This is a genomic window from Streptococcus sp. HMSC067H01, from assembly GCF_001814775.1.
In the GTDB taxonomy this organism is placed as follows: domain Bacteria; phylum Bacillota; class Bacilli; order Lactobacillales; family Streptococcaceae; genus Streptococcus.
The window spans coordinates 69707-89186 of sequence record NZ_KV817792.1 but is presented as its reverse complement, the minus strand read 5'-3'; the positions used below and the strand labels follow the sequence as shown (position 1 = coordinate 89186).

Below are 19480 nucleotides of genomic sequence, written 5' to 3'. Positions count from 1 at the left end.
AAAAATGTTACCATTAAAAGAATTTGTACAAAATCGTTACAATAAATCTATCGCAGAATGTAGTAACGAAGAGCTTTACCTTGCTCTTCTTAACTACAGCAAACTTGCAAGCAGCCAAAAACCAGTCAACACTGGTAAGAAAAAAGTTTACTATATCTCAGCTGAGTTCTTGATTGGTAAACTCTTGTCTAACAACTTGATTAACCTTGGTCTTTATGACGATGTTAAGAAAGAACTTGCTGATGCAGGTAAAGAGTTGATCGAAATCGAAGAAGTAGAATTGGAACCATCACTTGGTAATGGTGGTTTGGGACGTTTGGCAGCCTGCTTTATCGACTCAATCGCTACACTTGGTTTGAACGGTGATGGGGTTGGTTTGAACTACCACTACGGTCTTTTCCAACAAGTGCTTAAAAACAACCAACAAGAAACAATTCCTAACGCTTGGTTGACTGACCAAAACTGGTTGGTTCGCTCAAGCCGTAGCTACCAAGTGCCATTTGCACACTTTACATTGACATCTACTCTTTACGATATCGATGTACCTGGTTACAAAACAGCTACGAAAAACCGTTTGCGTTTGTTTGACTTGGATTCAGTTGATTCATCTATCATTGAAGATGGCATTAACTTTGACAAGACAGACATCGCTCGCAACTTGACTCTTTTCCTTTACCCAGACGATAGCGACAAACAAGGTGAATTGCTCCGTATCTTCCAACAATACTTCATGGTTTCAAACGGTGCGCAATTGATCATCGATGAAGCAATCGAAAAAGGAAGCAACTTGCATGACCTTGCTGACTACGCAGTTGTACAAATCAACGATACTCACCCATCAATGGTGATCCCTGAATTGATCCGTCTTTTGACTGAACGTGGTATCGAACTTGATGAAGCAATCTCTATCGTTCGTAGCATGACTGCCTACACAAACCACACAATTCTTGCTGAAGCCCTTGAAAAATGGCCTCTTGAATTCTTAGAAGAAGTGGTTCCTCACTTGGTACCAATCATCAAAGAATTGGATCGTCGTGTTCGTGCTGAATACAAAGATCCAGCTGTTCAAATCATTGATGAAAACGATCGTGTACATATGGCCCACATGGATATCCACTATGGATACAGCGTAAACGGGGTTGCAGCTCTTCACACAGAAATTTTGAAGAACTCTGAGTTGAAAGCTTTCTACGATCTTTACCCAGAAAAATTCAACAACAAAACAAACGGTATCACTTTCCGTCGTTGGCTCATGCATGCTAACCCAAGCTTGTCTCACTACTTGGATGAGATCCTTGGCCGCGAATGGCACCATGAAGCTTCTAAATTGGAAGACCTTCTTTCTTACGAAGACAAGGCTGCTGTCAAAGAAAAATTGGAAAGCATCAAAGCTCACAACAAACGTAAATTGGCTCGCCACTTGAAAGAACACCAAGGTGTGGAAATCAATACTAACTCTATCTTTGACATCCAAATCAAACGTCTTCACGAGTACAAACGCCAACAAATGAATGCATTGTATGTGATCCACAAATACTTGGACATCAAGGCTGGTAATATCCCTGCTCGTCCAATCACAGTATTCTTTGGTGGTAAAGCAGCTCCTGCCTACACAATCGCCCAAGACATCATCCACTTGATTCTTTGCTTGTCAGAAGTGATTGCTAACGACCCAGCAGTAGCACCACACTTGCAAGTTGTAATGGTTGAAAACTACAACGTTACTGCAGCAAGCTTCCTCATCCCAGCATGTGATATCTCAGAACAAATCTCACTTGCTTCTAAAGAAGCTTCAGGTACTGGTAACATGAAATTCATGTTGAACGGAGCTTTGACTCTTGGTACTATGGACGGTGCTAACGTGGAAATCGCTGAGTTGGTTGGAGACGAAAACATCTACATCTTCGGTGAAGATTCAGAAACTGTTATCGACCTTTACGCTAAATCAGCATACAAATCAAGCGAATTTTACGCTCGTGAAGCTATCAAACCATTGGTTGACTTCATCGTGAGCGACGCTGTTCTTGCAGTAGGTAAGAAAGAACGCTTGGAACGTCTTTACAATGAATTGATCAACAAAGACTGGTTCATGACTCTCCTTGACTTGGAAGACTACATCAAAGTGAAAGAGCAAATGCTTGCTGAGTACGAAGACCGTGACGCATGGTTGGATAAAGTTATCGTTAACATTGCTAAAGCAGGATTCTTCTCATCTGACCGTACAATCGCTCAGTATAACGAAGATATCTGGCACTTGAACTAAGAAAATTATACTAATACATTTTGTAAAAAAGCGAGTTTCAAATGAAATTCGCTTTTTTGAATGTTATGGATTTGAGGTTGACTGGTCTCAAAAAAAAATAATTTGTCAATAATTTCTAGACTTAAAAATAAGACCTAGAGAACACTAAGAAGGCTGGTTTTACTACCTTTAAGCCTGAGGTTCTTCTTAGCTGTTACCTCAAATTTCTTGTATTCGTTTACAAACAGTATTATAATTGTATTGTAGTAAAGAAGGAGGATGTTCTTATGTGGAAAAAATATTTTTCAAAATATAAATGGACTGATTTATTTTGGATTATTTTTGTAATTTTGTCATGCCTTTATATGGGTAATAGTTCTTCGTTTCCACTGACTCATCAAGAAATCTCTTTTCATGGATGTTGTTATGGGGCATCACTTGCCTTATATCACTTGCTATTTATTGATAAATTTGTCATTTCAAATCGAAAATAAATGGAGAGGTCAAAATTTTTTAATACTTTTCGGAAAGACAGTGAAAAATCGTGTTTTAAACCCACATCTCAAGAAGAGGTGCGGGTTTTGTTTTATCTTAAAAACTAGTTTACAGAGCTTTTCCGACCAGGATCTCTGCTTCGATAGTAATTTCTGTCAACTGACTCCAATCAATCTTGCTTTGGTCGACATGAAAGAGCAGGGGAGTCATGCTGAGTAAGGCTTGGCGTTGTTCTGCTGTAATGGGCTTGGTCAGGGAAGTGATTTGACTAGATTGGATGCTGAAATGTTCTTGGAAATGTTCCTTGATATCCTGATTAGAATAATCTTTCTTTGTCAGTTGGCCCTGTACCATTTGACGGATTTCTTTGAGGTGATTTTCGGTAGGGATGACCTTGATCAAGATGCCGTCCTCTGATAAGACTCGTCGAAATTCTCCGTAGTTGGCAGGTGAGAAGATATCAAGTAGAATATCCATACTGGCGTCTTTTATAGGAAGGCGAGCCAGGTCGCCAACGAACCAGTTGACTGCCCAGTTGGGTTCACTCTTAGCAGCGATTTGGACCGAGTCTTTTGAAATGTCAAAGGCATAAAAGGTTTTGTCGGGATGGGCATCTTGGAGTTTGCGAGAGTAGAAGCCTTCGCCACAACCGATATCTAAGACAGTTTTTGCAGATGATTTAGTCGCTAGTATGTCTGAGATGCCTTCTAAGATAGTCTGATAAAAGCCAGCTTCTAGAATTTGCTGGCGATTTTGAAAGTTTTCCTTGTCATAGTTGGCGGATTGCTTGATTTGAGGTGCCAGATTGACATAGCCAAATTTAGCCAAGTCAAAAGAATGGCGATTGTTGCATTTGAGACTACTCTCTAGCAGAGTCAGATTTTCTTGACAGATAGGACAGGCAAAGGCAGTCGCAGAAGCAAAACGCTGAAGTTTGGGTTTGAGATTTGTATTCATAGTTTAAGTGTATCAAAAGAGGCAAATGAAAGCAACTTTAGGAATAAGTAGATGGGAGATTCAGTAGAAATAAAACTAATTCTCCAATTTATGGAATGAAATTGCTTTTATGTCTAAATTGCTATATAATAATGATAAGGAGGAAATAAGTATGTTAAAAGAAGTACTAACCGTTGCAAAAGTTGCGAAAAAATCATCACTCTTTTTGGGTGGTGTCGCATTTGGTACCCTTGGTTTGAAAATCTTAGCAAGTAAGGAAGCTAAAAAAGGTTATTCTAAAGCTTTAGCTAAGGCTTACAAGTTGAAAGACGAGCTAGATGCATCTGTTTCTGTTGTGAAGCAACATGGAGACGATGTCTTGCAAGATGCCAAATATTTGTACGAGCAAGAGAAAAAAGAAGAGCAATTAGATAGCCTTATAGGTGAATAATATGTCTTTTAAAGTGCTACATAAAGGATACCAACATATCCGACTATCATCTTCTTTTTCACTCACCTTGGATATTCAAGACTATCTTCGTTCCTTGGCGAGAGATGAAAAGGGGATTGAGTCTATCCAGTTTTACATGGATCAACAGCACTTTACTCTACGTATAAAAGAAGGCTTTTCTGTATTAGATAATGCAGAAGCCTTTTTAAAAAGAATTGATAAAGGGAAAGTTTCTGAGTTGATGACTCTTCCCATTCGTAGAGAAGAGAGTGCTTATTCTATTGTTTCAGGTGCAGCGATTAAGCGTGTGCTTTTTCGTAGTTTTGTGCCGTATCCCATTCGCTATATATGGACTTGCTATCAGGCTTTGGGTTATATCAGAGAAGCCTATCAAACACTAGCGCGTAAGGAACTAACGATGGAGGTCTTGGACTGTTCGGCGATTTTATTGTCCTTGTTTATGAACCAATCCAAGACAGCTAGCAATATCATGTTTATGCTTGATTTGGGGAATCATTTAGATCAGTGGTCTTTGAAAAAAACTGCAACAGATTTAGAACAAAGCCTTCTTGCAAAAGAGAGCGATGTATTCCTAGTACAGGGCGATACGGTTGTTAGTATCAAGAGTTCCGATGTTCAAATAGGAGATGTTTTGATCTTATCTCAAGGAAATGAAATTCTGTTTGATGGACAAGTAGTTTCAGGTTTAGGTATGGTCAACGAAAGTTCCTTGACGGGAGAGAGTTTTCCAGTTGAAAAAAGAGAGTCTGATTTGGTTTGTGCAAATACAGTATTAGAAACTGGAGAGTTATGCATTCGTGTAACCGATAATCAGATGAACAGCCGGATTTTACAACTGATTGAGTTGATGAAAAAATCTGAAGAAAACAAGAAAACGAAACAACGCTATTTCATCAAGATGGCGGACAAGGTCGTCAAATATAATTTCTTGGGGGCTGGGCTGACTTACCTATTAACGGGTTCTTTTTCTAAGGCTATCTCTTTCCTATTGGTCGATTTCTCCTGCGCTTTGAAAATCTCTACTCCTGTAGCTTATTTGACAGCTATCAAGGAGGGGTTGAACCGTGAAATGGTGATTAAGGATGGAGATGTTCTGGAGAAATACCTGGAAGTTGATACCTTCTTATTTGATAAGACTGGGACAATCACAACTAGCTATCCTATAGTTGAAAAGGTGTTACCTTTTGGAGACAATAGTGAGGAAGATATTCTCAGAATCAGTGCCTGTCTTGAGGAACACATTTATCATCCTATTGCTAATGCCATCGTCAAGCAAGCCGAGATAGAGGGGATTGAACATGAGGAAATGCATGGGAAACTCCAATATATCGCAAGTAAGGGGATCAAATCTCATATAGATGGTCAACCAGTTCTTATTGGGAATTATGTCTTGATGCAGGATGAGCAGATTCATATCAGTTCAGAACAAAATGCTTTAATTGAAGAGTACAAGAGTCACTACAATCTCTTATTCTTAGCCTACCAGAATGAATTGATTGGAATGTTCTGCATTCATACTCCTTTGAGAAAAGAAGCTAAGGCAGCCTTGGATAAACTTAAGGAACAAGGGAAAAAATTGATTCTGGCAACAGGGGACACCTTGGTTAGAACAGAGGAATTAGTCAAAGATTTGCCCTTTGATCAGGTCTATACAGACTTAAAACCTGATGGGAAATTTGAGTTAGTAGAGAAACTGCAGAAAGCAGGTCACACTATTTTGATGGTTGGAGATGGATTGAATGACTCAGCGGCTCTAACCCTATCAGATATCGGCGTGGTGATGAATGAGAGTGCAGATATTTCTAAGCAGATGAGCGATATCTTGTTGTTAGATAATCGTTTGGATTTCTTCCAAGAGTTGGATTCGCTATCATCATCTTTGCAAACACTCATCAAGAAGAATATTCAAGATACCGTTGTCGTAAATAGTAGTTTGATTGGCTTTGGCTTGTTTAACTGGCTCAGCCCTTCAAATCTTTCTATCTTACATAATCTAACAACCTTACGCATTGTACTGCGTAGCCTGTCTATTAAGGGATAGGTGGGGACTATTCACAGCAAAAAGGAGTTACCTTTATCGAGGTTAACTCCTTTGTTTATAGGTAAATGTTGAACAATTTAGTAAGTCAATACGAAGTATTTTTTCTTCCCACGTCGGATAACAGTGAGTTCGTTCTCTAACTTATCTGCATCTCCTAAGACATAGTCAAGGTCTTGGATACGGTCACCGTTGACGTAGATAGCTCCATTTTGTACGTCTTCGCGGGCTTGGCGTTTTGAGTTAACCACGCCAGAAGATACGAGGAGTTCAACGATGTTGTGGTTTTCGCCTGCTTGTACTTGGTAGTTTGGCACGCCACGAAGTCCTTGTTTGAGTTCTTTGACAGAAAGGTTTTTGATATTTCCAGCAAAGAGTTGCTCAGTGATGTTAAGGGCTTCTTTATAAGCTTCTTCTCCGTGGACAAGAGTCACGACTTCACGAGCCAAGACTTTTTGAGCCAAACGTTCGTGTGGCGCAGCCTCAAACTGTTTGCGAATCTCTTCAATCTCATCAAGTGACAAGAAAGTAAAGATTTTCAAGAAGCGAACAGCGTCAGCGTCCATGACATTCATCCAGAATTGGTACATTTCGTATGGAGAAGTCTTTTCAGGGTTGAGCCAAACAGCGTTTCCTTCAGATTTACCAAATTTCTTACCAGTTGCATCTGTAATCAGTGGAACAGTGATAACGTGACCAGTCTTGTCGGCTTTACGACGCATCAACTCAGTACCAGCTGTCATATTTCCCCATTGGTCAGATCCGCCGATTTGAAGAGTAACATTGTGATCTTGGTTAAGGACAAAGAAGTCGTATCCTTGCATGATTTGGTAGGCAAACTCAGTGTAAGAAATCCCTGTTTCAATACGTTTCTTCACAGACTCCTTGCTCATCATGTAGTTGACAGTGAAGTATTTTCCGATATCACGGAGGAAGTCAATGAAGCTGATACTGCCAAACCAGTCGTAGTTGTTGACCATGACAGCTTTATTTTCCCCATTTTCAAAATCAAGAAAGCGAGAAAGTTGTCCTTGGATAGACTTGACCCAGCCATCCACTGTGTCTTTTGTTTGGAGACTACGTTCAGCATCTTTGAAGGACGGATCTCCGATGAGACCTGTAGCACCGCCAACGAGCGCATAAGGTTTGTGACCTGCTAACTGCAAGCGACGACTTGTCAAGATTGCGACAAGGTGACCTAGGTGAAGGCTGTCAGCAGTTGGATCGTAGCCAGTATAATAAGAAACTTGACCTTCTTCTAGGGCTTTACGCAAAGCTTCTTCATCAGTCGTTTGAAAAATCAAACCACGCTCTTTTAGCTCATCAAAAATGTGCATGTGTCTTTTCTCCTTTTTAAAATATTGTTTCTACCTATTGTACCACAAACTTGGCAAATAACCTAGTAAATTCGGGAAGAAAGTTGCTGCTTGTACTTTTTTGGAAACGAGTGAAATATGGTATAATAGCACTAGCTTATACTCAATGAAAATCAAAGAGAAAACTAGGAAGCTAGCCGCAGGTTGCTCAAAACACAGTTTTGAGGTTGTGGATAGAACTGACGAAGTCAGTAACACATATACGGCAAGGCGAGACTGACGTGGTTTGAATTTGATTTTTGAAGAGTATTATTTTCAGAGAAATAGATAAAAATAGTTAAGAAAGGGGCTGAAAGATGTCTCATATTATTGAATTGCCGGAAGTCTTGGCCAATCAAATCGCGGCAGGAGAAGTAATAGAACGTCCTGCTAGTGTGGTTAAGGAGCTAGTTGAAAATGCCATTGATGCTGGCTCTAGCCAGATTATCGTAGAGATTGAAGAAGCTGGGCTTAAGAAAATCCAAATCACAGATAATGGTCACGGGATTGCCCACGATGAAGTCGAGTTGGCTCTCCGCCGTCATGCGACCAGTAAAATTAAGAATCAAGCGGATCTTTTTCGGATTCGGACCCTCGGTTTTCGTGGTGAAGCTCTGCCTTCAATCGCTTCTGTTAGTGTCTTAACCTTGTTGACTGCGGTGGATGGAGCAAGTCACGGAACCAAGTTAGTGGCTCGTGGGGGAGAAGTTGAAGAGATTAGCCCAGCGACCAGTCCTGTTGGGACTAAGGTTTGTGTGGAAGACCTATTTTTCAATACACCGGCTCGTCTCAAGTATATGAAGAGTCAGCAGGCAGAGTTGTCTCACATCATTGATATTGTCAACCGTTTGGGGCTAGCCCATCCTGAGATTTCCTTTAGCCTGATTAGCGATGGCAAGGAGATGACACGAACAGCTGGTACGGGTCAACTGCGCCAAGCAATCGCTGGGATTTATGGTTTAGCCAGTGCTAAAAAAATGGTTGAGATTGAGAATTCTGACCTAGACTTTGAAATTTCTGGTTTTGTCTCATTGCCTGAATTGACACGGGCTAATCGTAACTATATCAGCCTTTTTATCAATGGCCGTTATATCAAAAACTTCCTGCTCAATCGTGCCATTTTAGATGGATACGGTAGCAAGCTTATGGTGGGGCGTTTTCCACTGGCTGTGATTCATATCCAGATTGACCCTTACTTAGCAGATGTCAATGTGCACCCGACCAAGCAAGAGGTGCGAATTTCCAAGGAAAGAGAACTGATGGCGCTGGTTTCAGAAGCTATTGCAAAGAGTCTCAAGGAACAGACCTTGATTCCAGATGCCTTGGAAAATCTAGCCAAATCTGCGGTTAGAAATCGTGAAAAAGTAGAGCAAACGACTTTGCCACTGAGAGAAAATACGCTCTATTATGAAAAAAATGAACCGACCAGACCGACACAAGCTGAGGTGGCAGACCATCAGGTGAATCTGACTGAAGACAGACAGGATTTGAATCTGTTTGCTAAGGAAACCTTGGACCAGATGACCAAGCCAGCTAAACTGCATTTTGCAGAGAGAAAGCCTGCTAGCTATGACCAACTGGACCATCCAGAGTTAGATCTAGCTAGTTTGGATAAGGCTTATGATAAGCTGGAGCGAGAAGAATCTTCGAGCTTCCCAGAGTTGGATTTTTTCGGGCAAATGCATGGAACCTATCTCTTTGCCCAAGGTCGAGATGGGCTCTACATCATAGATCAGCACGCGGCTCAGGAACGGGTTAAGTATGAGGAGTACCGTGAGAGCATTGGCAATGTTGACCAGAGCCAGCAGCAACTCCTAGTGCCCTATATCTTTGAATTTCCTGCGGATGATGCCCTTCGTCTCAAGGAAAGAATGCCTCTCTTAGAGGAAGTAGGCGTCTTTCTAGCAGAGTACGGGGAGAATCAATTCATCCTGCGCGAACATCCCATTTGGATGGCAGAGGAGGAAATCGAGTCTGGAATCTATGAGATGTGCGACATGCTCCTCTTGACCAAGGAAGTTTCAATCAAGAAATACCGAGCTGAACTAGCCATTATGATGTCCTGCAAGCGATCCATCAAGGCCAATCATCGTATCGATGACCACTCAGCTAGGCAACTCCTCTATCAGCTCTCTCAATGTGACAACCCCTATAACTGTCCACACGGACGTCCTGTTTTGGTACACTTTACCAAGTCGGACATGGAAAAGATGTTCCGTCGCATTCAGGAAAATCATACTAGTCTCCGAGAGCTAGGAAAATACTAATACTCTTCGAAAATCTCTCTAAACTGCGTCAGCCTTACCTTGCCTAACTCAAGTTATGCCTACGGTTAGCTTCCTAGTTTAGATTTGATTTTCATTGAGTCTAAATTGAAGGGAAAATTATGTACGAATATCTAAAGGGTATTATTACCAAAATTACCGCCAAATACATCGTCCTAGAGGCTAATGGTATTGGCTACATCCTGCACGTGGCTAATCCTTATGCCTACTCAGGGCAAGTCAACCAAGAAGCACAAATCTATGTGCATCAGGTTGTACGTGAAGATGCTCATCTGCTTTACGGTTTTCGTTCAGAAGACGAGAAAAAGCTCTTTCTCAGCTTGATTTCTGTATCAGGCATTGGTCCTGTTTCCGCTCTTGCCATTATTGCGGCGGATGACAATGCAGGCCTCGTTCAAGCCATTGAGACTAAGAACATCACCTACTTGACCAAGTTCCCTAAAATCGGTAAGAAAACAGCCCAACAGATGGTCTTGGACTTAGAAGGGAAAGTTGTTGTGGCAGGAGACGACCTCCCTGCTAAGGCTGCAGCTCCATCTAGCAGTGACAACCAAGAATTGGAAGAAGCGATGGAAGCCATGTTGGCATTGGGCTACAAGGCAACTGAACTCAAGAAAATCAAGAAATTTTTTGAAGGAACGACAGATACAGCAGAGAATTATATCAAGTCGGCCCTTAAAATGTTGGTGAAATAGGAGATTTCTATGCCAAAACGTTGTGGCTGGGTTAAAATGAACAACCCGCTATATGTAGCCTACCATGATGAGGAGTGGGGGCGTCCCCTACATGATGACCGTGCTCTCTTTGAGTTACTCTGTATGGAGACTTATCAGGCTGGTCTTTCTTGGGAAACGGTGCTCAATAAACGCCAAGCCTTCCGCCAAGCTTTTCATGGTTACCAAATTCAAGCTGTTGCGGACATGACTGATGAAGAATTGGAAGATTTGATGGATAATCCAGCCATCATCCGCAATCGTGCCAAGATATTTGCGACGCGGGCCAACGCTCAGGCTTTTCTACAAGTTCAGAAGGAGTATGGTTCTTTTGATGCCTACCTTTGGTCTTTTGTTGAGGGGAAAACCATCGTCAATGATGTGCCTGACTACAGCCAGGCGCCTGCCAAAACAGCTCTATCTGAGAAATTATCCAAAGATTTCAAAAAACGAGGCTTTAAGTTTACGGGTCCTGTTGCAGTTTTGTCATTTCTACAAGCTGCAGGTTTGGTTGATGACCATGAGAATGATTGTGAATGGAAGGGTCTTAAATGATGTCTAACAAAAATAAGGGAATTCTGATTTTTGCGATTCTCTATACAGTTCTCTTTGTGTTTGATGGTGTTAAATTGCTGTCTTATTTGATGCCATCTACCATTGCAAATTATTTAGTCTATGTAGTATTAGCACTATATGGCTCTTTCTTGTGCAGGGATAGATTGATTCAACAATGGAATGAGATTAGAAAAACTAAAAGAAAATTCTTCTTTGGCGTCATAACAGGCTGGCTCTTTCTCATTCTGATGACTGTTGTCTTTGGCTTTGTATCAGAGATGTTGAGGCAGTTTTTGGGGCTGGTCGGACAAGGTCTAAACCAGTCGAATATTCAAAGCACCTTTCAAGAGCAACCACTACTGATAGCCGTTTTCGCCTGCATCATAGGGCCTATAGTGGAAGAGCTCTTTTTCCGTCAACTGTTATTGCATCACCTGCAGAAAAAACTGTCAACTTGGCTAAGCATTCTTCTGGTAGGACTTGTCTTTGCTCTGACTCATATGCATAATGTAAGTTTATCAGAGTGGATTGGTGCAGTCGGATACCTAGGTGGTGGGCTTGCCTTTTCTATTATTTATGTGAAAGAAAAGGAGAATATTTACTATCCCCTATTTGTTCACATGTTAGGGAATAGCCTCTCCTTCATCATTTTAGCTATCAGTAGTATGTGACGAAAATGCCAGTAATGATAATGAGAAAAAGCTGAGAAATTCATCTCAGCTTTCTTTGTTATAGTCAAAGCGAATGACTTGATCCGTTGCGTCTACATACGCGTGGACTCCAAAGGGAACAATTGCTCTTGGTGTGGCATGGCCAACGTTTAGATTATAGACAATCGGGGTATTGCTGTCAATGATATCCAATAGTGCCTCTTTATAGTCGTCATAGAAAGTTTCATCCATAGGTTTTCCGACCAAGAGTCCACTGATGACTTCAAATATCCCAGTTTCTTTTAAAGCCTGCAGCATCTTTTTGAAGTTTTCTGGCTCAGGCTTTTCTTCGCTTGTTTCTAACAAGAGAATCTTTCCTTTCCAGTCGGATAAGTCAGGGAAGAGTTTGTACTTTTGGCAGAGTTCTGTACTGTCTACATATCGAGAGTTGTCAAAGATATCGTAGAGGGATTCGAGGCAACCGCCGAGGATTTCCCCCTCGAATTGGGCAGTTCCTTGTAACAAGTCAAAACCAGTATTTGCATGACTGATACGATGTGTTCCCAGAGCCTTGGGACTGAAGTCAGTTCTTTCCTCATACCAAACGTTACTAGGGCGAATTTCTGAGATTTTTCCAGTCTCAATCAATTCTTTAAAGTAGTGGCAGCTATATGGCAACATTTCTTTGTCTAACTCACAAATGTCTGCTAGAAATGATTGGCCGTAAAAAGTCTTGATTCCTAGTTTATGCAACATGAGATGGTTCATGGTCGTATCCGAGAAGCCAAGAAAAATCTTTTGTTTGATAACTTTTTCTAGTTGGTCATTTTCAAAAAGATAGGGTAATAAACGATAGGTATCGTCTCCACCGATGGCGCATAGGACCATGTCGATGCTATTATCAGAAAAGGCCTGCATCAAATCCTCTGCACGCGCTTCAGGATGGTCCTTGATAAAGTCTAAGCCTTTTAACGAATGGGGTAAAAAGATAGGATTGAGTCCCAAATCTTTGAGACGTTGGACACCCAAGTCCACTTCGTGTTTGACAAAGTCTTCTCCGATAATGCCACTAGACAAACTAACAATACCAATAGTAGAAACCATATCTCATCCTCCTAGAAATAAATTGATGCTATTGTATCACAAAAGATAAGGAGAAACAACAAGAATTAGAATCAGAAAAAGGCTTTTAGATCAAAAAAGTAAGCAAAAAAGCAACCAATCGTGTGGTTGCTTTTTATAGTAGTTGTATTCTTATAGAGCAGTAAGGAAGGTCAGTCCGCCAAGGACAACCCCGGCCGAGTTTGGAATGATTAGAATCCAGTCTTTCTTAGGCTCTTTTGTCCATCCATAAATGACCCAGATTAAGCAAGAGATTGCTGCTGATAAAGGTTGAAATGGTTGAGCTTTGTTCCCTTGTAAATTGGCAAAAATTTGGGGGATGTAGGCTATAAATACAATAATTCCGATAAAGGCACCAATTGAACCGACAATTTGATTAATTCTCTGTTTAGTCATATATATTTCTCCTTATTACTTTATTATCATAACAGAAAAACAACTTGAATTCAAGGATAAAACCTAGGGATTTTAAGGGGAGCCGTTACATTAGAACGTTTTTAGAAAATGTAGCTACTTTTCTTTGGAGAATCAAAAAATACTTTGGAGCCATGATAAAAGTAGTCTGTCTACAAAACACACTACTTTTATTGTTTATCTTAATATCTAGCAGGTCCTGCACTTGCGCTCTTAATATTGAAACGTTTTTTGAGGTAGAAACGGAGGGCAAGGAGAGATCCTCCAATCACCAACAAAACAAGTGGTGGGAGACTAATGTTGATGGCTTGTGGAAGAAAGTTACTCAAGAAGAGGATGAAGACCCAGGCAAACATGGTTGCTAACATGACCAAAAGTGATTTCCAGAATGGAGGACGTTGGCTGCGGTCAGTATCTGGTCCGTAGTAGCGGTAGATGAAGTGGTAGAGCAGGTAAAAGGCAACCCCACCAAACGCCCCTACACTGATGAGTGTTACCAAGCCGTAGGCCACAGGTTGGTTTGAGAAGAAGCTCATCAAAGCGCTAACTACTGCAAAAAGTCCGGTGATGAAAAGGGCTGAATCCAACATCATCAATTTTGGATCGTCGTTTTCTTTTGGATGTTCTTTTTCGTATTGCTCTTTTTCGCTGAAACTATGAGCCCAGTGAGTTGGTGCTCCGTAGATAGAACGAGCTGTCACTCCTTTTGGTTGCTCCTCAAGGATATGAGGAATGACTTCTTCAAGGATAGCCTTGATTTCAGCATCTGTTTTCCCGTCCTTGAGAAATTGCTGGGTTGCAATATGGATAAATTCCTGGTTTTTCTTTGTTAATTCTTGTAAATCAATCTGTGACATAATAACTCCTGTTTAGAACCATTTTTTATGGATGAGGTAAAGAGTGAGGGAAACACTCATAGCAAAGGCAATAAAGACGATGAGCCAGAAAGCGTGTGGTTCTCCGTTTAAAGGAATTTCATTATCCTTAAAGTTCATTCCGTAGGCTGAGAAAATCATGGTCGGGATGGACATAACGATGGTCACGAGGGCCAAGGTTTTCATGATATTGTTCTGGTTGTTTGAAATGATAGAAGCGAAGGTCTCTGTCATAGAGTGAAGGACGTTTCCATAGATGTCCGCCATCTCGATGGCCTGTTGCGTTTCAATCAAGGTATCTTCCAGTAAGTCTTCGTCTTCGAGATATTTCTTGATATTGCTAGTTGCGCTGGTCAATTTTTTAATCACGCGCTCATTTGTCTTAAGTGAAGCTTTGAAGTAGACGATGGTCTTTTCCAACTCCATGAGTTCAATCAATTCTTCGTTTCGAGTAGATTTATGAAGTTGACTCTCAATCTGCTCACTCTTACGTTCGATTGAACGGAGGGCTGTCAAGTAAATCTCCGCATTGCGGTAGAGGATTTGGAAGATGAAGCGCGAACGCATGAAGGTATAGAAATTTCGAAGCCTACGATTGATAAAGACATCAAGAAGTGGTAGAGGCTCCAAGCAAGTGGTAATAATAGCCTCTTCTGTGATGATAATCCCCAAGGGAATAGTCACATAGTAGGTCTGGTTATTTCTTTCCTCTGTGATTGGGACGTCTACGATAATCAAGGTGTACTCATCTTCGATGGTGATACGAGACATCTCTTCCGCATCGAGCGGTGCACGGAGGTCTGCGATATCAATATCAAAGGCTGAGGCAATTTCCATCGATTCGCTTTGTGTAGGATTGACGAGATTGATCCAAGTGCCCGGCTGGAGCGTATCAATCTCTTTAAATTCAGTTGTTGTTGAGATAAAGACTTGCTTCATATCTCTTATCCTTTCCTAATCTAATCCGTGTTTCAGTGATTTTTGACACCGTACTATTATACTACAAAATCGGCTTTTTTGGTAATAGAATTTCACTTTTTTTGGTATAATGGAAAGCAACAATGAACTAGAAAGAAGTAATATGCAAGATAAGATTGTCATCCATGGGGCACGCGCCCATAATTTAAAAAATATAGATGTGGAAATTCCGCGTGACAAGCTAGTTGTGGTGACGGGACTATCTGGATCAGGAAAGTCTAGTTTGGCCTTTGATACCCTTTATGCAGAAGGGCAACGTCGCTACGTTGAAAGTCTGTCAGCCTATGCTCGTCAGTTCTTGGGCAATATGGAAAAGCCAGATGTGGATTCTATCGATGGTCTCAGCCCTGCCATTTCCATTGACCAGAAAACGACCAGTAAAAATCCTCGTTCGACGGTTGGAACAACGACGGAAATCAACGATTATCTACGTCTTCTCTATGCACGTGTAGGGACACCCTACTGTATCAATGGACATGGGGCTATCAAGGCTTCGTCTGTAGAGCAGATTGTGGATAAGGTCTTGGAATTGCCAGAACGCCAACGCTTGCAGATTTTGGCTCCTGTTATTCGTAAGAAAAAGGGTCAGCATAAGACGCTGATTGAAAAGATTCAAAAGGATGGTTACGTCCGTGTCCGTGTCGATGGAGTTGTCTACGACGTGACTGAAGTTCCTGAACTTGAAAAGAATAAGCAACACAACATTGATGTGGTGGTAGACCGTATCATTATCAAAGAAGGTATCCGTAGTCGTCTCTTCGATTCGATTGAAGCAGCTCTCCGTATTGCTGAAGGTTATGTCGTTATTGATACTATGGATGATTCAGAGTTGCTCTTTTCAGAACACTATGCTTGTCCAGTATGTGGATTTACGGTTCCAGAGCTAGAACCCCGTCTCTTCTCCTTCAATGCACCGTTTGGCTCCTGTAGTGAGTGTGATGGTTTGGGAATCAAGCTAGAGGTTGATACGGACTTAGTCGTACCAGATGCTAGTAAGACTCTTCGTGAGGGAGCCTTAGCGCCCTGGAATCCGATCTCTTCTAACTATTATCCAAATATGCTAGAACAAGCCATGACAGCCTTTGGAGTGGATATGGATAAGCCTTTTGAGGACTTGTCAGAAGAAGATAAGAACTTGATTCTCTATGGATCAGATGGCAAGGAATTCCATTTCCACTATGAGAATGAATTTGGTGGTGTGCGCGATATCGATATTCCTTTTGAGGGAGTTGTCAATAATATCAAACGTCGTTACCATGAGACTAACAGTGATTACACGCGCACCCAGATGCGCCTCTACATGAATGAGCTGACCTGCGGAACTTGTCATGGTTATCGCCTCAATGACCAGGCTTTGTCTGTCCGTGTTGGTGGTGAGAAAGGACCACATATCGGAGAAATTTCAGACCTGTCTATCGCAGACCACTTGGAGTTGGTGAGCCAGTTAACCTTGTCTGAAAATGAAGCTATTATTGCTCGGCCTATTCTCAAGGAAATCAAGGACCGTTTGACCTTCCTTAATAACGTGGGTCTTAACTATCTGACCCTGTCACGTTCGGCAGGAACCCTTTCAGGTGGGGAAAGTCAGCGTATTCGTTTGGCAACCCAGATTGGTTCTAACCTATCAGGTGTTCTTTATATTCTAGACGAGCCGTCAATTGGTCTTCACCAGAGGGATAATGACCGTCTGATTGCCAGTCTCAAAAAGATGCGTGACTTGGGGAATACCCTCATCGTGGTGGAACATGATGAAGATACCATGCGCGAGGCTGATTATCTAATTGACGTTGGTCCTGGTGCCGGTGTTTTTGGTGGGGAGATTGTTGCCGCAGGAACGCCCAAGCAAGTGGCTCGCAACAGCAAGTCTATCACAGGTCAGTACTTGTCAGGCAAACGTGCCATTCCAGTGCCAGAAGAGCGTCGTGTCGGTAATGGTCGTTTTATCGAAGTGACGGGAGCGCGTGAAAACAACCTACAAAATATCACTGCTCGTTTCCCCTTAGGAAAATTCATCGCGGTGACAGGTGTATCAGGTTCAGGGAAATCGACCTTAATCAACAGTATCCTCAAAAAAGCGATTGCTCAGAAGCTCAACCGCAATTCAGACAAGCCTGGTAAATTCAAGACCATAACAGGGATTGAGCATGTAGACCGCTTGATTGATATTGACCAGAGCCCTATCGGACGAACGCCAAGGTCCAACCCAGCTACCTATACGGGAGTTTTTGACGATATACGTGACCTCTTTGCCCAGACAAATGAAGCCAAGATTCGTGGCTACAAAAAGGGTCGTTTTAGTTTCAATGTCAAGGGTGGGCGCTGTGAAGCCTGCTCGGGTGATGGGATTATCAAGATTGAGATGCACTTCTTGCCAGATGTTTATGTGGCTTGTGAGGTTTGCCATGGGACTCGCTATAACAGCGAAACCCTAGAAGTTCACTACAAGGAAAAAAATATCTCGCAGGTTTTGGATATGACGGTCAACGATGCGGTGGAGTTCTTCCAACACATTCCGAAAATCCAACGCAAACTTCAGACTATCAAGGATGTGGGGTTGGGCTATGTAACGCTAGGGCAACCCGCTACGACCCTTTCTGGAGGAGAAGCTCAGCGTATGAAGTTGGCTAGCGAACTCCACAAACGCTCGACAGGAAAATCTTTCTACATTCTGGATGAGCCGACGACAGGGCTTCATACCGAGGATATTGCTCGCTTGCTTACAGTCTTAGCTCGCTTTGTAGACGATGGCAATACAGTCCTCGTTATCGAGCACAATCTAGATGTTATCAAGACGGCAGACCATATTATTGACTTGGGTCCTGAGGGCGGTGTCGGCGGTGGAACCATCATCGCAACAGGAACTCCAGAAGAAGTAGCGGCCAACGAAGCCAGCTACACAGGACACTATTTGAAAGGAAAGTTACATCATGAATAAACGTGTACAAGCATTTCTAGCTAAAATGCAAGAAAAAGAACTAGATGGAATCATTATCAATAACCTTAAAAATGTCTATTACCTGACTGGTTTTTGGGGTTCAAACGGAACAGTCTTTATCAGCCGTGACCGTCAGGTCTTGGTGACAGACTCTCGCTATATCATTGCAGCCAAGCAAGAAACCAGTGGTTTTGAGATTGTGGCTGACCGTGATGAATTGGCTGTCATTGCTGGCATTGTTAAGGACATGGGCTTGTCTCGAATCGGTTTTGAAGATGAGATTTCAGTGTCTTATTATCACCGTATGCAGGCAGCTTTTGCGGGTTTGGACTTGCTTCCACAAACTCAGTTTGTTGAAGGTCTTCGCATGATTAAAGATGAGACGGAGATTGCAGCGATTCGCAAGGCTTGTTCTATCTCAGACCAAGCTTTCCGCGATGCGCTTGACTTTATTAAGCCAGGAAAGACTGAGATTGAGATTGCCAACTTCCTTGACTTCCGTATGCGTGAATTAGGCGCTGCTGGTTTGTCTTTTGACACGATTCTAGCTAGTGGGATCAACTCTTCTAAACCCCATGCTCACCCAATGCACAAGCCAGTAGAACTAGGTGAAGCAATCACTATGGATTTTGGGTGCCTTTATGAACACTATGTCAGTGATATGACACGTACTATCTATCTAGGTCATGTCAGTGATGAACAAGCAGAAATCTACAACACTGTTTTGAAGGCTAACCAAGCTCTGATTGACCAAGCTAAGGATGGCTTAGGTTTCCGTGATTTTGATAAAATTCCTCGTGATATTATTGTGGAAGCAGGCTATGGAGAATACTTTACACACGGTATCGGGCATGGTATCGGACTTGATATTCACGAAGAACCTTACTTTAGCCAAACTTCTAAAGAAGTTATCAAAACTGGTATGGTCTTGACTGATGAACCGGGTATTTATATTGAAGGTAAATACGGAGTTCGTATCGAAGATGATATCCTGATTACAGATACAGGTTGTGAGTTATTAACCCTTGCTCCAAAAGAATTAATCGTAATCTAAGAAAAATGAGATAAATCGTTGACTTTTACTAGTTAAAGGTGTATACTGAAAGGCGAAAACGGTAGGTGAGGCTACCATAGGGATACGGATGACTACCGCAAAGCAGTGGAGACACTACTCGTTGGTCAACAGTCCTGGTCGCGAAGGTCAAGACTAAGCTCATTACATCGCCCTATGGAGTTAAAGCTTGAACGAAAACAGACAATAAGTTTTTTAGTCCTGCCATTTTATGGCAGGACTTTCTGCTGTTTTAAAACAAAGAAAGGAGACAAACGATGCAAATTGACGATCATCCAGAACCGCACATACACAGCCAATCGCTGATTTGTGTCGTTCTGTCCTTATAAAGTGATTGGTCCCC

At 41.9% G+C, this 19480-nt stretch carries 16 protein-coding genes and 1 riboswitch; of the genes, 10 read left to right on the top strand and 6 right to left on the bottom strand.

Annotation, left to right across the window (positions count from 1 at the left end; all coding sequences use genetic code 11):
• Window positions 1-4 precede the first annotated feature (4 nt).
• Both glgP and HMPREF2987_RS11375 read left to right on the top strand, forming a co-directional pair.
• Complete coding sequence (gene glgP / locus HMPREF2987_RS05325) at window positions 5-2263, top strand: glycogen/starch/alpha-glucan family phosphorylase (RefSeq protein WP_075229645.1); 2259 nt, start codon at window positions 5-7, stop codon at window positions 2261-2263.
• Between the two features lie 266 nt (window positions 2264-2529).
• Entirely contained in the window at window positions 2530-2736 is a 207-nt protein-coding gene (locus tag HMPREF2987_RS11375; RefSeq protein ID WP_075229644.1) for a hypothetical protein, read from the top strand.
• 109 nt (window positions 2737-2845) lie between these two features.
• On the opposite strand, the gene HMPREF2987_RS05315 is transcribed toward HMPREF2987_RS11375, so the two are convergent.
• Entirely contained in the window at window positions 2846-3694 is an 849-nt protein-coding gene (locus HMPREF2987_RS05315; RefSeq protein ID WP_075229643.1) for a putative RNA methyltransferase, read from the bottom strand.
• Window positions 3695-3845: 151 nt separating this feature from the next.
• Here HMPREF2987_RS05315 and HMPREF2987_RS05310 point away from each other — a divergent pair, with 151 nt between their 5' ends.
• Complete coding sequence (locus HMPREF2987_RS05310) at window positions 3846-4124, top strand: DUF6110 family protein (RefSeq protein WP_000910909.1); 279 nt, start codon at window positions 3846-3848, stop codon at window positions 4122-4124.
• A 1-nt stretch (window position 4125) separates the two neighbouring features.
• Window positions 4126-6186: a heavy metal translocating P-type ATPase gene (locus HMPREF2987_RS05305; RefSeq protein ID WP_075229642.1), complete on the top strand. Its 2061-nt coding sequence runs from the start codon at window positions 4126-4128 to the stop codon at window positions 6184-6186.
• 77 nt (window positions 6187-6263) lie between these two features.
• On the opposite strand, the gene tyrS is transcribed toward HMPREF2987_RS05305, so the two are convergent.
• Window positions 6264-7520 carry a tyrosine--tRNA ligase gene (gene tyrS, locus HMPREF2987_RS05300; protein ID WP_075229641.1) on the bottom strand — a complete coding sequence of 419 codons (1257 nt, stop codon included), beginning with the start codon at window positions 7518-7520 and terminating at the stop codon, window positions 6264-6266.
• Window positions 7521-7855: 335 nt separating this feature from the next.
• Between tyrS and mutL the strand changes: the two genes are divergently transcribed.
• The 4 genes from mutL (at window position 7856) to HMPREF2987_RS05280 (ending at window position 11762) form a co-directional block, all read left to right on the top strand.
• On the top strand, window positions 7856-9805 hold the full coding sequence (gene mutL, locus HMPREF2987_RS05295) for a DNA mismatch repair endonuclease MutL (RefSeq protein WP_075229640.1): 1950 nt from the start codon (window positions 7856-7858) through the stop codon (window positions 9803-9805).
• Window positions 9806-9924: 119 nt separating this feature from the next.
• On the top strand, window positions 9925-10518 hold the full coding sequence (ruvA, locus tag HMPREF2987_RS05290) for a Holliday junction branch migration protein RuvA (protein ID WP_075229639.1): 594 nt from the start codon (window positions 9925-9927) through the stop codon (window positions 10516-10518).
• 9 nt (window positions 10519-10527) lie between these two features.
• A complete protein-coding gene (locus tag HMPREF2987_RS05285; protein ID WP_075229638.1) occupies window positions 10528-11091 on the top strand; it encodes a DNA-3-methyladenine glycosylase I in 564 nt (187 codons plus the stop codon).
• Window positions 11088-11762 (top strand): CPBP family intramembrane glutamic endopeptidase, encoded by a 675-nt coding sequence (locus HMPREF2987_RS05280; protein WP_075229637.1) that lies wholly within the window; start codon window positions 11088-11090, stop codon window positions 11760-11762. The genes HMPREF2987_RS05285 and HMPREF2987_RS05280 overlap by 4 nt, the downstream gene beginning before the upstream one ends.
• A 45-nt stretch (window positions 11763-11807) precedes the next feature.
• Here the strand turns inward: HMPREF2987_RS05280 and HMPREF2987_RS05275 are convergent, their stop codons facing one another.
• From HMPREF2987_RS05275 to HMPREF2987_RS05260, 4 genes are all read right to left on the bottom strand, one after another.
• A complete protein-coding gene (locus HMPREF2987_RS05275) occupies window positions 11808-12845 on the bottom strand; it encodes a S66 family peptidase (RefSeq protein WP_075229636.1) in 1038 nt (345 codons plus the stop codon).
• A gap of 150 nt (window positions 12846-12995) precedes the next feature.
• Window positions 12996-13259, bottom strand: a complete 264-nt coding sequence (locus HMPREF2987_RS05270; protein ID WP_000166358.1) for a SemiSWEET family transporter — start codon at window positions 13257-13259, stop codon at window positions 12996-12998.
• Window positions 13260-13459: 200 nt separating this feature from the next.
• On the bottom strand, window positions 13460-14134 hold the full coding sequence (locus HMPREF2987_RS05265; RefSeq protein WP_075229635.1) for a DUF1129 domain-containing protein: 675 nt from the start codon (window positions 14132-14134) through the stop codon (window positions 13460-13462).
• A 12-nt stretch (window positions 14135-14146) separates the two neighbouring features.
• The gene (locus HMPREF2987_RS05260) at window positions 14147-15091 is read right to left on the bottom strand and encodes a magnesium transporter CorA family protein (RefSeq protein WP_075229634.1); all 945 of its coding nucleotides are present in this window, start codon (window positions 15089-15091) and stop codon (window positions 14147-14149) included.
• 142 nt (window positions 15092-15233) lie between these two features.
• Between HMPREF2987_RS05260 and uvrA the strand changes: the two genes are divergently transcribed.
• Window positions 15234-18065: an excinuclease ABC subunit UvrA gene (gene uvrA, locus HMPREF2987_RS05255; protein ID WP_075229633.1), complete on the top strand. Its 2832-nt coding sequence runs from the start codon at window positions 15234-15236 to the stop codon at window positions 18063-18065.
• Window positions 18058-19119 carry a M24 family metallopeptidase gene (locus tag HMPREF2987_RS05250; RefSeq protein ID WP_075229632.1) on the top strand — a complete coding sequence of 354 codons (1062 nt, stop codon included), beginning with the start codon at window positions 18058-18060 and terminating at the stop codon, window positions 19117-19119. The genes uvrA and HMPREF2987_RS05250 overlap by 8 nt, the downstream gene beginning before the upstream one ends.
• Before the next feature lie 50 nt (window positions 19120-19169).
• Window positions 19170-19326, top strand: a riboswitch (M-box (ykoK) riboswitch).
• The last annotated feature ends 154 nt before the right edge of the window (window positions 19327-19480 follow it).

Excerpts from the sequence above, each read along its gene's own strand:
- glgP (WP_075229645.1), top strand. The coding sequence starts at position 5 with ATGTTACCATTAAAAGAATTTGTACAAAATCGTTACAATAAATCTATC.
- HMPREF2987_RS11375 (WP_075229644.1), top strand. The coding sequence starts at position 2,530 with ATGTGGAAAAAATATTTTTCAAAATATAAATGGACTGATTTATTTTGG.
- HMPREF2987_RS05315 (WP_075229643.1), bottom strand. The coding sequence starts at position 3,694 with ATGAATACAAATCTCAAACCCAAACTTCAGCGTTTTGCTTCTGCGACT.
- HMPREF2987_RS05310 (WP_000910909.1), top strand. The coding sequence starts at position 3,846 with ATGTTAAAAGAAGTACTAACCGTTGCAAAAGTTGCGAAAAAATCATCA.
- HMPREF2987_RS05305 (WP_075229642.1), top strand. The coding sequence starts at position 4,126 with ATGTCTTTTAAAGTGCTACATAAAGGATACCAACATATCCGACTATCA.
- tyrS (WP_075229641.1), bottom strand. The coding sequence starts at position 7,520 with ATGCACATTTTTGATGAGCTAAAAGAGCGTGGTTTGATTTTTCAAACG.
- mutL (WP_075229640.1), top strand. The coding sequence starts at position 7,856 with ATGTCTCATATTATTGAATTGCCGGAAGTCTTGGCCAATCAAATCGCG.
- ruvA (WP_075229639.1), top strand. The coding sequence starts at position 9,925 with ATGTACGAATATCTAAAGGGTATTATTACCAAAATTACCGCCAAATAC.
- HMPREF2987_RS05285 (WP_075229638.1), top strand. The coding sequence starts at position 10,528 with ATGCCAAAACGTTGTGGCTGGGTTAAAATGAACAACCCGCTATATGTA.
- HMPREF2987_RS05280 (WP_075229637.1), top strand. The coding sequence starts at position 11,088 with ATGATGTCTAACAAAAATAAGGGAATTCTGATTTTTGCGATTCTCTAT.
- HMPREF2987_RS05275 (WP_075229636.1), bottom strand. The coding sequence starts at position 12,845 with ATGGTTTCTACTATTGGTATTGTTAGTTTGTCTAGTGGCATTATCGGA.
- HMPREF2987_RS05270 (WP_000166358.1), bottom strand. The coding sequence starts at position 13,259 with ATGACTAAACAGAGAATTAATCAAATTGTCGGTTCAATTGGTGCCTTT.
- HMPREF2987_RS05265 (WP_075229635.1), bottom strand. The coding sequence starts at position 14,134 with ATGTCACAGATTGATTTACAAGAATTAACAAAGAAAAACCAGGAATTT.
- HMPREF2987_RS05260 (WP_075229634.1), bottom strand. The coding sequence starts at position 15,091 with ATGAAGCAAGTCTTTATCTCAACAACAACTGAATTTAAAGAGATTGAT.
- uvrA (WP_075229633.1), top strand. The coding sequence starts at position 15,234 with ATGCAAGATAAGATTGTCATCCATGGGGCACGCGCCCATAATTTAAAA.
- HMPREF2987_RS05250 (WP_075229632.1), top strand. The coding sequence starts at position 18,058 with ATGAATAAACGTGTACAAGCATTTCTAGCTAAAATGCAAGAAAAAGAA.